This is a genomic window from Kitasatospora sp. NPDC093806 (assembly GCF_040683335.1).
In the GTDB taxonomy this organism is placed as follows: Bacteria; Actinomycetota; Actinomycetes; order Streptomycetales; family Streptomycetaceae; genus Kitasatospora.
On sequence record NZ_JBFBDO010000150.1, the window covers coordinates 1 to 14,408 of the forward strand.

Genomic DNA, 14,408 nt, shown 5'->3' on the forward strand with positions numbered 1-14,408 from the left:
CGCCGCCGGCCGCGGCGGCCGCGCCGCCACCGCCACCCGACGCGCCGTCGGCGGCACCGGTACCGGTACCCGCGGGCGGCTCGCCGCCGCCGGAGGAGCCGCCGCCCTTGCCGGAACTGGTCCCGGGCTCGGGCGTCGGGTCGGTCTTCCCGGCGCCGCCGGGCTCACCCGGCTCCTTGCCGGTGCCCGACTTCGGGTTGCTCGGACCCTCCGTCTTCGGCGTGGTCGGCGCCGGGTCGGCCGGCGGGGTGGTCGTGGTCGGCAGGTCCCCGTCCAGGAACTTGCGGACCGCGCTGATGAAGCCGTCGCCCTCCGACATGGCGGCCTTGACGGCCTTGGCCCCCTTGACGCCCCAGACGGCGCCCTTGACCAGGCCCACCCCGTCGATGACCAGCGAGCCGATCGTGCCGGTCCACTGCCCGGCGACGTACGCCGTGGAACTGCTGTCCACGTCGAACAGCTGGGCCAGCGGGTCGTCGTCGACGTACCCGGTGTGGCCGAGCTTGTACGGGGTCTCGTTCTCGTAGTCGAAGATCTCGTTGAAGACCTGGTTGTCGCCGTTGTAGCAGTCGGCGAACGCGTTCCACCCGTCCGAGAAGGTGTTGACCGTCCACTGGTACGGGTCGCCGACGAGGGAGTCCCCGACGCCGGTGAAGAAGCCGCCGACGTCGTCGAGGCTCCACCACAGCCCGGTCGGGTCGCTGCCCGAGACCGGGTTGTTGCCGGCGTAGGCGTAGCCGCCCATCTGGTTGGGGTCGCCGGCCTCGAAGACCGGGTCCACGGACAGGAAGCGGCCGAGGACGGGGTCGTAGTGCCGGGCGCCGAGCAGGTTCAGACCGGTCGTCGGATCGACCGGCTTGCCCAGGTACCCGTGGTTGTCCGCCCAGCCGGACGCGGCGGGGCCGCGCGGGTTGCCGTACGGGTCGAAGGCACGGCGGGTGATCGCCAGCGTCTTGGCGTCGACCTGGAGCTGGGCCGTGCCCTGCGGGGTGGTCGGCTGGTAGCTGACGGTGCCGTTGCTCGACCGGACGACGGTGGTGCCGTCCGGGCAGCTGTAGTAGCGCAGGCCGCTGACCGTGTCGGAGGCCTTGTCGAGGGTGAGCTGCTCCGCGCCGCCGAACAGGTAGAGCGTGGTGCCGGTCGGCCCGCGCTGGACGAGCAGGGCGCCGTTGGCGTCGTAGAGGTAGCTGGTCTCCTTCCCGTTGGTGGTGACCCCGGAGGTGGCGCCCTCCGCGTTGTACTTGATCACCTGGTTGAGCGGCTGCGCGCCGGTGGCGACCCGGTTGGTGGTGTTGCCGGCGTCGTCGTAGGTCGGCGTGAGCGTGCTGGTGCCGGTCGTCGGGTTGGACGTCACCACGGTGGTCGCGGCGTTCGGCCGGGTGGCGGGCGTCGCGCCGGCCCCCGGGTAGCTGCTGCTCTGCGTGGTGTCGTTGGCCGCGTTGCCGGTCACGTCGTGCTTGACCTGGAACGTCCGGTCGCCGAGCTGGTTGTACTGCCAGTCGAACCAGTACGGGGCCGGTCCGCCGATGGTGGCTGGGCTGGGCGTGCTGGTCTTGCAGGAGGCGAGCTGACCGGCTGTCGGGGTGGTGACGCCCTTGGTGTCGGTCCACGCGGTGGTCAGCCGGCGCAGCGCGTCGTAGCTGAAGCACTGGGTGTCGGTGACCCGGTCGCTGCCGCCCGAGGACTGCGTCTCGGTGACGGTGGTGAGGTTGCCCAGCTGGTCGTAGCCGTAGGTGGTGTCGGAGATCGGGTTGGCGGTGTTGTTCTGCAGGGTGACCCGGTTGGTGGCCAGTCGGCCGGTGACCTGGTCGTAGGTCTGCGCGGTGCGCAGCTGCTTGGTCGGGGTGCCGATGGTGGTCTGCAGGACCTGGCCCAGCGGGCTGTAGTTGGTGGTGTTGACGTAGGGGGTGGCCGGCGTGCCCATGGAGACCAGGCCGCCCTGCAGGTTGTAGCCGAACCCGACGGTCTCCGCGGCCAGTCCGCCTGCGGCGCCGAAGGTGGTCGAGGCCAGCAGGCCGGTGGTCTCGGTGTAGGCCGCCGAGGTGGTGTACGTGCCGGCGAGCTTGCCCTCCTTCGCCGGGACGGTGATCGTGCTGCCGGTCGGCTGGTAGGCGGTGGTGTACCCGTCGATCCGGGTGATGTAGGCGTCGCCGCCCCGGCCGCCCACGTACCGGGTGGTCGTGTCGGGGTAGCCCTTGGCCTTGCCGTCGAAGCCCCACTCCGCGAGCAGCTTGGTCGAGTCCGTGGTGCTGGTCCCGGCGTACTTCGCGGTGGTGCGGTTCATGCCGTCGTAGACGAAGGACACCCACTGGCCGCGCGCGTCCTTGGACCGCGCGAGCCGGCCCAGGTCGTCGTACTCCTTGACCGTGCTGCCGCTGTCCGGGTCGGTCTGGGTCAGCAGCTGGCCGCGCAGGTCGTAGGTGTAGTTCCAGGTGTTGCCGACGGTGTCCTTGACGGACGCGACGTCACCCCGGGGGGTGAAGGTGTAGCTGGTGGTGACGTCGGCGCTGTTCGCCGCGCCGGCGGTGCCGGCGGACCAGACGATCGCGTTCGACGCGTTGTACACCGCGACCACGCCGTTGCCCTGGACCTTGAGGTAGGCGCCGGTGAGGCCGGTGCTGCCGCTCGCCCAGAGCGTCGCCGTCCGGGTGGCGTTCTGGACGACGAAGTTGCCGTCCGTCTGCAGGACCGCGACGGCGCCCGGGTTCCCGGCGGTGCCGGAGGACCACAGCGTCCGGCCGCCCGCGAGGGCGGTCAGCACCAGGTTCCCGTCCGCCTGCATCGCCAGCCGGACGCTCTTGGACACCACCGACGTGCCGGAGGCGAGCACCGTGCCGGCGGTCAGCTTCCGGTCGGGGGTGTCGTCGCGCACCACGGTCGAGGTGGTGCGGCCCAGCGCGTCGGTGAAGGTCGAGTTGCGCGCCGTGCCCATCTTGGTGTCGACCCGGTCGACGCCCGGATAGGTCTTGGTGGACTGCCAGAGCGTGCTGGCGAACGAGACCTGCTGGACCGTCACCGGACGGCCCTGGCCGTCGTAGGCGGTCCGGGTCACCGACGGGCCGGTGTTGTTGGTCTCCGCCCACATCCCGGTGCCCGGCTGGTTGGCCGCGTCCGCGTACGGGGCGATGTTGGAGACGGTCCACCCGTGCGAGTCGTAGAACGTCGACGACACCAGCCGGCCGGCCGAGTTGTCGGCGGTCGTGGTCTGGCTCTGGCGCGGCCGCAGCAGCCCGTCGTAGTAGGTGACGGACTTGGCGTACGAGCCGTCCTCGCGCAGGGTCTCGGAGGTGACCGCCGCGGGGTCGGGCTTCTCCCCGGTGCCGTGCACCGAGTAGTCGAACCTGCGGTCCGGACTCTGGGTCGCCTTGTTGCGGCCCGGCGTCCACACCTTGGTGCGGCGGCCCAGCGCGTCGAACTCGACGTCGGTGACCCGGCCGTTGACGTCCACGGCGTGCGTGACGGCGCCGCGCGCCACCGCGATCGTGCTGCTCGCCACCCACCCGAGCGGGTTCCTGGTCGAGACGGAGTCCGGCAGGACGCCCTCGGCCGGGAGGTAGCCGGTGGTGGTCGCGGCGCCCACCGCGTCCACGGTCTTGGTGACGCGGCCGTACTTGTCGTACTCCAGCCCGCCGAGCGACTGGTAGGACGGCTGCCCGGCGTCGTACGACTTGAGCGACTGGGTGCCGGTCACGTAGCCGAGCGAGGTCCCGTTGCGGCCGAGTACGCCGTACTTGGCCGGGTCCGGGACGCCGGCGGCGCCGTCGTAGAAGAACCGCTTGCCGTAGAGCGCCGTGCCCGCGTTCGCGGCGGTGCCGCACGGCCCGGCGACGGTGGTGGTCTCCTTCGGGTAGATCAGCATCATCGGGTTGGCGGCGGGCGCCGGGGCGTACTCGGTGGTGGTGCAGGTGCGCTGCGCCGGAACCGCCAGGTCGCCCTTCTCGTCGACCAGGTGGACCCGGCCGAGGTCGTCCATGGTGGTGACGGTCTGGGTGGTCCGCCAGGTGGTGCCGTCGGACATCAGCCCCAGCGAGCGGGCCGAGGTCGAGGAGACCCGGCGGGCCTTCAGGTCGGGGAGCGTCGACAGCTTCGCGGGGGCCGGGTCCTCCGAGGTCCAGGCCGTCCGCGGGACGCTGGCGGTCTCGGTGACCGTCGACGGGTCGGTGAGCGTCTTGCTGACGACGGTGCCGCCGGCCTTGGTGAAGCTCTGCGTCTCGTACGGGGTACTGGCCAGCCAGGGGCTGTCGGTGATCTCCGTGGCGTCGACCGAGTTCTTCACCTTGACGGTGCGCTTGCTGCCGTCCGCCTTGTAGTCGCCGTCCATGCCCTGGAGGTAGGAGACGGTGCTCTGGGTGATCGGGTCGGGGGCGGCGCCGGTGGTGGTGGTGACGGTGCGGAAGCCGCGGAACTGGTTCCAGGTCCGGTGCTTGTCGTCGGTCAGCTCGGCGTCGTCGCGGTGCCAGGCGGCGCCGTCGGTGTAGGTGTAGTTGGTCACCTTGGCGGGCGAGCCCGCCTTGGTCCGGTCACTGTCGGTGACCTGGGAGACCAGGGTCTTGTGGAACCAGTCCTCGATCGGCTCGACCCCGCCGGGCGTCGTCCACCAGACCGGGTAGCACGCCATCGTGTTGGAGTCGGCCGAGGCCGGCATGGTGTTCTTCTCGCGCGAGCACTCCGGCGCCCGGTAGGTGACCGCGACGGACTCGCCGGTCTCGGTCTGGATGCTGGAGATGCGCGGGTGGTACAGCGGCGGTGCGGCCGGGGTGAGGCCGTCGACGCGGTTGTCCATCTCGATGCCGGTGAAGGTCACCGGGTCGAGGGTGAGCGCGTCCTTGCCGCCGGCGGAGGTGTCCTTGCCGGTGTGCACGATCTCGTTGAGCCACATCACCGACTGCAGGGCGCCGGCGTTCTTCGGGTCCTGGGTCTTGCCGGTGACCGGGTCGTAGGTGCCGCCCGCGTCCGAGAAGACCTGCTTCAGCTCGTAGCTGTCGACGTCCTTCCAGCCGGCGCCGGTGCGCACCTTGGTGTTGATCGACTTCAGCCGGTAGGTCGACCAGAAGGTCGGACCGCCGGTGAGGCAGACCCCGTCGGTGTCGGTGCCCTCGACCTTGTTCTTGTCGGTGGCGAGGCAGGTCAGGTCGTACGGGGTGTCCGGCCAGTTGGTCGCGGTGTCCCGGGACAGGTTGGCGAGCGTGCAGACGCTGTCCGAGGTGGTGCAGCGCTGGGCGTTGTCGAACACGACCTTGGCGGCGGGCTCCCGGCCGGCCAGCGCGTCCGCGAGGAGGTAGCCGTAGGAGATCTGGGTGAGGTAGCCGCCCCGGGTGTACTGGGTGAGCGTCCCGCCCTTGTCGTCCTTGGCGACCTGGCCGTAGCCCATGTTGTAGTAGTTGGACTCGGTCGCGTAGTCGTAGCGCTGCACGTTCCCGTGCGGGTCCACGGCGAAGTCCAGGTTGAACCGGTAGCCGACCTGCTGGTCGCACTGCGAGTCGTCGCCCTTGGCCGAGCTGTGGCAGGGGTCGTCCGACTTCGGGTGGTAGACCGGGACGCCCCAGGCGCTGTTCGTCGCGGTGTCCGAGGAGGTGCCCGGTGCGTGGTTGAGGCCCAGGTAGTAGGCGGTGCCCTCGGTCGTGGTGACCTTGAAGTACTCGCCCTGCCAGAGGCCGTTGGTGGCGCCGGTCAGCCGCTCGATCTTGGTGCCGTCGTCGTTCTGCAGCCGGTAGTCGCCCGAGGAGTCCCGGAGCAGCTCACCGGTGTGCGAACCGAGCGAGATGGTGGCGTTCCAGCCGCCCCAGCACTCGTCGCCCGAGTCCTTGACGCCCTGGTTCTTGCAGGCCTTGTAGGAGCGCTCGATGAAGCCGGGGCTGTACCCCCAGCCGTCGCCGATCGGCGAGGACTGCGAGTTGCGGGCCGAGGTCTCGCCGTCCACCGACTGCGAGTCGTAGGCGAGCGTGACCGCGGGCGCGGCGCCGCCGAGCGACGGCGGCACGGTGATCGGGTACGAGTAGGTGAACGCGCCCGAGGCGGAGGCCGTCCAGGAGCCCGAGGCGGACAGCGAGGTCGCGCCGTAGTCGCCCTGCGAGCCGCCGCTGCCGGCCACCGCCGCGACCGCCGTCGTGGCGGAAAGCGCCGAGGCGGCCGACGGCGCGGCGAACGCACTCGACTTGGCCGGCGGGGCGGCGGCGACCGCGACGGTGCCGGACAGGGTCCGGGCCTGCGGGTCGTTGGTGAACTCGACCGGCGTCTGCTTGCGGCACTCGGCGCGCTGGGGCGTCGTCAGGGCGCAGCCGGGCAGCGCGACCAGCCTCAGCCGGGACGCCCAGCCGCCGCCGTACGCCTGCTCGATGGCGCCGTAGTCGAGCGAGACCGAGACGCCGCCGACGCCCGGGCGGCCGTCGGTCCGGGCCAGGCCGACCAGCAGGCCGTCGACACCGGCGGCCTTGGCCTTCCCGCGGTCGGCCGTCTCGACCCGGACCGAGGAGACCGGCGCGGCCGGCGCCAGCGGGGCCACCAGGTCACCGGCCGGCGAGCCGAGCGCCGGGGCCGGGGCGGCGGCCACCGCGACCGGCGAGCCGCCGGCCTTCGCGGTCTTGGCGGCCGGGCCGCCGCCGAGTTCGACGGTGGCCGTCGAGGCGCCCGGCCAGCGGGCCGGCGCCGGTGTGTGCGTCCGCAGTTCGCGGGCGCCCTTCGGAAGCACGGGCTTCGGCACCGCACCGGCCGCGCCCGCCCGCCCCCCGGGCACCTTGGGCTGCTGCGGGAGCGGGTCGGCCGCCCAGATCTCACCGGTGTAGCGGTACGGACCGACCAGGACGTCGGTGGCCACGGCCAGCGGAGTGGCCAGTGAGAACGCGGTGACCGTCGCGACCGCGACCGCCCCCCGTCTCATCCACCTCCGCCCCCGGGCAGCACGAGACCACGGCACTTTCGCGCGCATCGCGAATCATCCCCCTATGAACAGTTTTTGAGAGCCCGGAAGCTGACGCGTCATCGCGCCGTCCCCGCTCCGGGCATCGCGAACCGTATTGCCACACACGTATCTCCGGCAATACCCTTCCCCGGCGGTCACGCTGTTCACGACTCCTGCACCTGACCGGGTGGTTTTCCCCCGGGCAGGTCGATCGGCGAACGCGGAATCAGCCAAATCCATTGCCCACCGGGGGGGTTGTGAATACCACCCCCGAAATCTTGCCGGTGGGCGTCAGACACACTCGAAGGATCTTTCGTGGGGGAAATCACCCGCGTCCCGTCCAGAGGGACGCGACCGCCGGTTCGCCGGCTCGCACTGACGGCGGCGCTCGCCGGCCTGATACTCGGCACCGCCGGTCCGGCGCTGGCCGCCGACCGGCCCGCCGCGCCGACCGCGCAGGCCGCGCCGGCCTCGCCGCTGAAGGCGGCCTCCGACCGGGCCCGGAAGGAGCACAAGCCGGTCACGGTCGAGGAGCTGACCTCCGAGACCTCGCAGACCGTGGCCAACGCGGACGGCGGCTTCACCCTGACCAACCACGTCCAGCCGGTCCGGGTGAAGCGGAACGGCTCGTGGGCGGGCGTCGACGCGACGCTCGACCGGCGCGGCGACGGCACCCTCGCGCCGAAGGCCACCCCGTCGGGGCTGACCCTGTCCGGTGGCGGCGCCGGCCCGCTGGCCACGCTCACCGACGCCAAGGGCCGCAGCCTCTCCCTCACCTTCCCGCTCGCCCTGCCGGCCCCGACCGTCTCGGGTGACAGCGCGACCTACGGCGACGTGCTGCCCGGCGTCGACCTCAAGGTGATCGCCAGCGACCAGGGCGGTCTGCGCGAGGTGCTGGTGGTCCGCGACGCCGCGGCCGCCGCCAACCCGGCGCTGAAGTCCCTCAAGGTCGCGGTCGCCACCAGCAAGGGGCTGACCGTCGCCGCCGACCAGGACGGCGCGGTCACCGCGAAGGCCGCCGACGGGACGACGGCCTTCGCCGCCCCGACCCCGGTCATGTGGGACTCCTCGACCACCGCCAACCGGCCCGCCCCGGCCGCGGCGCCGAAGAACGCCGCCCGCGGCGCCGCCCGCGACGACGAGGCGCCGGCCGCCGCCCCCGTCCCCAGCCGCTCCACCGAGCGCGAGCCCGGCACCGCCGCGAAGCTCAAGAAGATCGCGGTGACGGCCGAGGCCGACGCGCTGACCCTCACACCCGACAGCGAGCTGCTCACCGGCGCGGACACCGTCTGGCCGCTGTACATCGACCCCTCGGTCAGCCCGGTCACCAACGGCACCAGCCACTACGCCACGGTGCGCGAGGGCTGCCCCAGCCTCGTCGCCTACGACACTCCGCAGGACAACGGCGAGGGCGCCGGCTACCAGCACTGGAACGACTGCCAGGGCCTGTACCGGTCCTTCTACCAGATCGACACCAGCAACCTGACCGGTGACATGGTGGTCTCCAAGTCGGAGTTCCACATCACCGAGACCTACGGCGCCTCCTTCGACTGCAACCACACCGCGGCCGTGTCGCTGGCCACCGTCAGCGAGCTGAACTCCGACGCCAGCTGGGGCAAGCAGCCCTGGGTGACCGGCGACGGCTGGCTCGGCGGCACGCAGTACCCGAAGAGCTCCAACATCTCCAACCACTGCGGCAACCACGAAGCGGTCTTCACCGTGACCGGCCAGATGCAGAAGCTCGTCGGCCACAACAGCAACTGGACCGTCGGCATCTACGGCAACGAGACCAAGTCGTCGTCCAACAACGACTTCATGCGGTTCAACACCAACCCGTACGTGGTCACGGTGTTCGACATCGCGCCCAACGCGCCGGACATGATCAGCGTCAGCCCGCAGCCGCACAACCCGGACAGCAACGGCTGCGACGGCGTCAACATCGGCTGGGTCGGCAACTCCGGCACCACCGGCGAGGCCTCCAACGTCACGCTGAACGCCCGCCTCTCCACCAAGATGAGCGGCGTCAACCTGCAGGCGATGGCCCACGTCTGGGACAACATGGGCAACGACGGCAGCGGCAACCCCGCCACCAAGTCCTGGCCGTGGACCTCCTGGGTGAGCAACTGGGGCACCGTCTACGACAACATCGGCTTCACCGTCGAGGACGGCCACCAGTACGGCTGGAACATGGTCGCCACCGACGGCACCCTCAACAGCCCCAGCTCGCCGTACTGCTACTTCAACGTCGACCTGACCCCGCCGAGCATCCCCTCGGTCGCCGACAACGCGGCCTTCCCGCCGCTCGGCGGCGACAAGGCGCCCACCGGCCACGCCGGCGACACCGGCGTCAAGGTCAAGGTCACCGCGAACGACCCGGTGCCCGGCGGCTGCTCCCGCGGCGGCTGCATCAGCAGCGGCATCGACCGGTTCGAGTACTCGCTGGACGCCAACATCCCGAGCGGAGGCCCGTCCGTCGCGGCCGTCCAGGCGGGCGGCGGCACCGCGAGCGCGGACATCCCGATCAGCGTCAGCAGCGCCCAGTGGGGCACCCACACCCTGTTCGTGCGCGCCGTCGACAAGGCCGGCAACACCCAGGGCACCGTCGGCCAGTACAGCTTCTTCGCCCCGTTCAACCCCAACGCCAAGGTGGCCGCGGGTGACCTGAACGGCGACGGGGTCCCGGACCTCGCGGCCACCACCACCGACGGCAACCTGCTCCGGATCCCCGGCGGCGGCTCCACCGAGCAGGTCGAGACGATCTCCACGGCGGCCAAGAGCCCGGACGGCACCGGCTGGAACAACTACCTGGTCGCCCACCGGGGGACCCTCACCGCGGCGCTGGCCGACGACCTGTTCGCCTTCCAGAAGTCGACGCACCAGCTGTACCTGTACCAGAACGACGCCAACACGGCGGGCGGCACCACGGGTCACTTCACGCTGACCCAGAACGTCGTCCCGATCAAGAACTCCGGCGGCTGCCCCGCCAAGGGCTCGGACGGCACCTGGAACCGGGTCACCCAGATCCTGGCGCCCGGCAAGCTCGCCCAGATGGCCGACGTGCCGGACCTGCTGACGGTCGACAACAAGGAGCTCTGGTACTACCCGGGCACCTACCAGGCCGGCTGCAACCTCGCCGCGGGCGTGAAGATCGGAACCGGCGACTGGTCGAACACCACCCTGATCGCCCCCGGCACGGTCAACGGCGCCCCCACCCTGTGGGCCCGCGACAACGCCACCGGCGCGGTCGCCAGCTACCCGCTGACCTTCGACGGCAACGGCGTGCCGACCACCCGGATCACCGCGCCGACCCGCGCCCCGCTGGTCTCCGGCGTCCTCGACGGCGCGGGCAAGAACATGTGCCTGGACATCAACGGCTCGGACACCGCCAACGGCACGCCGGCGCAGATGTACAACTGCAACGGCACCGGCGCCCAGACCGTCACCCTGGGCGGCGACGGCACCATCCACCTGCTGGGCAAGTGCCTGGACGTGAGCCGCGGCGGCCTGGGCAACGGCTCCGCGATCCAGCTGTGGGACTGCAACAACACCGGCGCCCAGAAGTGGGTCCTCGGCCCCTTCGCCGGCTCGCTGCTCAACCCGCAGTCCGGCCGCTGCCTGGCCGACCCGGCGGCGTCCAACACCCCCAAGACCCAGCTGATCCTGTGGGACTGCCTGACCGACCACGCCGAGCAGATCTGGGCCGCGACCACGGCCGGCAAGGCGCTGCCGCAGGCCCAGCCGCTGCTCGCCCTCGGCCTCGGCGACCGGCTGTCGCCGACCGTGGCCTCGCCCGGTGACGTCGACGGCGACGGCAACCCCGACCTGTACGCGACGTCCCCCAGCGGTGACATCACCCGGCTCCCCGGCACCCAGGTCCCGGCCGCCAAGGCGGCCGACCGCTGGAAGCTCGCCGACGGCACCGACAGCCGGCGGGACAACGCCCTGACCCTGGGCGGCGGCGCGGCCTTCGGCGCCGACCCGGTCCGGGGCACGGCCCTCAACCTGAGCGGCGGCAACGGCTACGCGGTCAGTGCCACCGGCTCGGTGGACACCACCAAGAGCTACACCGTGTCCGCCTGGGTCAAGCCCGGCGACCTGGCGACCAACGGCGTGTACGTCAGCCAGGGCGGCACCAACGGCGTCGGCCTCCAGCTGTACTACTCGTCCTGGGCGCACGCCTTCGCGTTCGGCCGCAACGTCGACGACGCCGCCGCCGACAACTTCAGCGCCGTGTACGGCCCGACCACCGGTGGCCTCAGCCCCCAGCTCAACACCTGGAGCCACCTGACCGGGGTCTACGACGCCGGCACCAAGCAGTTCCAGCTCTACGTCAACGGCGTGCCGGCCGGCACCGCGGCGTACAGCGGCACCAACTGGAAGGCCGCCGGGCCGGTCCAGCTCGGCCGCCGGGTGATGCCCGGGGGCGGCTTCGCCCAGTACGCGACCGGTTCGGTCGCCGACGTGGTGATCGTCCCGTCCGCGCTGTCGGCGGCCGCCGCCACCGCGCTGGCGACCGACACCGCCCAGTTCGGCGACCCGGTGGCGCTCGGCAACGTCCACCAGCCCACCGACCGCTGGAAGCTGACGGACGCCAACGACGCCGTCCGTCCGGCCAACAAGCTGACGGTCTCCGGCTCGGCCGGCTTCGTGTCCGATGCCAAGCGCGGCACCGTGCTCGGTCTGACCGGCGCCGCCGACGGCCTGGCCACCACCGCCGGTCCGATGGTCGACACGGGCAAGAGCTACTCGGTCTCGGCCTGGGCCTACCTGACCAAGACCGACGACTACGCGACCGTCGCGGCCCAGTCGGGCAGCAGCGTGAGCGCCTTCTACCTGCAGTACTCGAAGGCGTTCAACGCCTGGACGTTCATCTCGCCGTCCAGTGACGTGGCCAGCCCGGCGTCCTACCCGGCCGCGTTCGCGAGCACCCCGCCGGTGCTCAACACGTGGACCCACCTGGTCGCCACCTACGACGCGGCCAGCCACACGATGAGCCTGTACGTCAACGGCAAGCCCGCGGCCACGGCCGTCAACCCGGCCCCGTGGGCCGGCGGCGGACCGCTGACCATCGGCTCGGCGAAGAACGGGAACTACTTCCCGGGCCGGATCAGCGACGTCCAGACCTGGACCAGCGCGCTCTCCCCGGCCGCCGTCGCCGCGCTCGACACGGACGAGCCGGTGCTGACCCAGCTCGTCTGACGGACCGGCAGTACCCGAGAGGACGTCGGCCCCCGGAACCCGCTGCGGGTTCCGGGGGCCGACGTCTTGTGTTCGCCACCCGCCTCGGGGCCCTACCGGGCGGACCCGAGGCGGGTGGCGAGCAGGGTGCCGGCGGCGGCGGTGGCCGCCAGGACGCACAGGGCCGGGCCGAGGGCGTCCACCAGCGGCCGACCGGCGGTCAGCGTGGTCGCGGCGGCCACCCCGACGGCCGGCCCGACGTTCAGCGCGGTCTGCTGGAGGCCGCCCGCCACACCGGCCTCGCCCACCGGTGCGGATCGGACGATCGCCGCCGTCGCGGTCACCATGACCGTCCCGAAGCCGGCCCCGAGCAGCAGGAAGGTCGCGCCGATCGCGACCGCCGGGGTGGCCGGCCCGAAGCCGGCGGCCCCGAGCGCGCCGAGGGTGATCGCCGCCATGCCCGCCACCACTGTCCGGCGCGTCCCGTGCCGGCGGGCCAGGACCGGCGCGGCGGGCGCGGCGGCCACCATCGCCACCGCCAGCGGCAGCGCCCGCAGCGCGCTGCCGAGCGGGTCGAGGGCGAGCACGTCCTGGAGGAAGTAGGTGCCGAGGAACAGGGTGCCGAACAGCGCCGTCGAGGCGGCGAGCAGGACGCCCAGCGCCGGTGCCACCGTCGGCGAGCCGACGATCCGCGGCGGCAGCAGCGGGTGCGCGGTGCGCCGTTCGTGGCGCAGGAACGCGGCGCCGAGCGCGGTGGACGCCGCCAGGCCGAGCCAGGTGCCGGCCGTCCAGCCGCGGTCGGGGATGCCGACCAGCGTGAACACCAGGCCGGCCAGCGCGGCGCCGAGCAGCGCGGCGCCCGGCAGGTCCAGGCCCGGCCCGTCGGGGCGCGCGGCGGACGGCTGCGGCAGCCGGACCAGCAGGGCCGACACCCCGGCGGCCGCGGCGGGCAGGACGGTCAGGAAGAACACCGAACGCCAGCCCAGGGCGCTGGTCAGCGCCCCGCCGACCACCGGTCCGGCGGCGGCCGACAGCCCGATCGCGACGGTGCGCAGGGCGATCGGCCGGCCGAGCAGGTCGGCCGGGTAGACCGCGCGCAGCAGGCCGAGGGTGGCGGGCTGGAGCAGCGCGCCGGCCACGCCCTGGGCGGCGCGCAGGCCGATCACCCAGCCGATGCCGGGCGCCAGCCCGATCGCGGCGGAGGTGGCGCCGAAGCCGAGCACGCCGACGGCGAACACCCGCCGGTGGCCGTACCGGTCGCCGAGCCGCCCGGCGAAGACCAGCAGCGCGGCCACCGTGACGAGGTAGGCGGTGCTGGTCCACTGCACGGCGGCGAGGGAGGCGTGCAGGTCGCGCTGGAGGCTGGGCTGGGCGACGGTGAGCAGCGTGCCGTCGAGGGCGACGATCGAGGCGCCGAGGATGCTGCCGGCCAGGGTCAGCCGTTGCCGGCTCGCGGGGGTCATCGGGGCTCCGGGCCGAGGTGGGCGTCGAGGGTGGCGCGCAGGAACGGTTCGACGGTGTCGGTGCCGGTGGCCAGCCGCAGGCTGCCCCAGGCGCGGAGCTGGGCGAGGCCGTGCAGATTGGCCCAGAGCGCCGCCGCGACGGTGGCCGGGTCGGCGGCGCCGGCGTCCGACGCCGGGCGGACCTCGGCGACCAGGCGGGCGAAGGTCTCGAAGAGCGGCAGCGTGGTCCGGCGCAGTCCGGTGCCGCTGTCCTCCAGCACGTCGTGGCGGAACATCAGCTCGAACATGCCTGGCCGGGCGGCGGCGAAGTCGAGGTAGCCGCGGGCGAGTCCGGCGAGCCGGGCGCGGGCCGCGGCCGGTCCGGACGCGGGCTGCCCGGGCAGGCCCAGCGCTTCGGCGAGTTCGCCGAAGCCGTGCCGGGCGACGGCGGCGAGCAGCTCGGTGTGGGTGAGGAAGTAGCGGCGCGGGGCGCCGTGGGAGACACCCGCCTGGCGGGCGATCTCGCGCAGCGTGAGGGCGTGCACGCCTTCCTGGTTCACCAGGGCGACTCCGGCGGCGACCAGGCGCGCGCGGGTGTCGGTTCTGCGATCGGTCACGGGCATGGGCACTGTCTATCAAGATCGAGTAGACAGTGTCTACTCGTGGTCGGACGGGACCTCCGGGCAGAATCGGGGCATGGACGAGGGCGGCGAGCCGGCCTGCTGGCTGGACCGGGTGTGCGGGGAGTGCGGGCGGCTGCGCGAGCGGCCCGGCCCGGGGCCCTGCGAGCACTGCGGCGACGGGGCGGAGCCGGACCGGGACCCGGACCCGGAAAGCCCGGGGGCGGGCCACCGGAAGTGACCCGCCCCCGGGGCGCGGACGTCAGCGCG

At 72.7% G+C, this 14,408-nt stretch carries 5 protein-coding genes; 2 read left to right on the plus strand and 3 right to left on the minus strand.

Annotated elements, in window-relative coordinates; all coding sequences use genetic code 11:
• The coding region (locus AB0N76_RS36735) for an RHS repeat-associated core domain-containing protein (RefSeq protein ID WP_363564932.1) at positions 1 to 6,877 on the minus strand (6,877 nt) is incomplete at its 3' end.
• Positions 6,878 to 7,213: 336 nt separating this feature from the next.
• Here AB0N76_RS36735 and AB0N76_RS36740 point away from each other — a divergent pair.
• Positions 7,214 to 12,097, plus strand: a complete 4,884-nt coding sequence (locus AB0N76_RS36740; protein ID WP_363564934.1) for a LamG-like jellyroll fold domain-containing protein — start codon at positions 7,214 to 7,216, stop codon at positions 12,095 to 12,097.
• Positions 12,098 to 12,189: 92 nt separating this feature from the next.
• Here the strand turns inward: AB0N76_RS36740 and AB0N76_RS36745 are convergent, their stop codons facing one another.
• Entirely contained in the window at positions 12,190 to 13,539 is a 1,350-nt protein-coding gene (locus AB0N76_RS36745) for an MFS transporter (protein ID WP_363564936.1), read from the minus strand.
• Positions 13,536 to 14,141, minus strand: a complete 606-nt coding sequence (locus AB0N76_RS36750) for a TetR/AcrR family transcriptional regulator (RefSeq protein ID WP_363564938.1) — start codon at positions 14,139 to 14,141, stop codon at positions 13,536 to 13,538. Before AB0N76_RS36750 ends, AB0N76_RS36745 begins: the two co-directional genes overlap by 4 nt.
• A 73-nt stretch (positions 14,142 to 14,214) precedes the next feature.
• Between AB0N76_RS36750 and AB0N76_RS36755 the strand changes: the two genes are divergently transcribed.
• Positions 14,215 to 14,379, plus strand: a complete 165-nt coding sequence (locus tag AB0N76_RS36755) for a hypothetical protein (protein ID WP_363564940.1) — start codon at positions 14,215 to 14,217, stop codon at positions 14,377 to 14,379.
• The last annotated feature ends 29 nt before the right edge of the window (positions 14,380 to 14,408 follow it).

What these genes read in the sequence shown, in the direction of transcription:
- AB0N76_RS36745 (WP_363564936.1), bottom strand. Translation starts at nt 13,539, where the DNA reads ATGACCCCCGCGAGCCGGCAACGGCTGACCCTGGCCGGCAGCATCCTC.
- AB0N76_RS36750 (WP_363564938.1), bottom strand. Translation starts at nt 14,141, where the DNA reads ATGCCCGTGACCGATCGCAGAACCGACACCCGCGCGCGCCTGGTCGCC.
- AB0N76_RS36755 (WP_363564940.1), top strand. Translation starts at nt 14,215, where the DNA reads ATGGACGAGGGCGGCGAGCCGGCCTGCTGGCTGGACCGGGTGTGCGGG.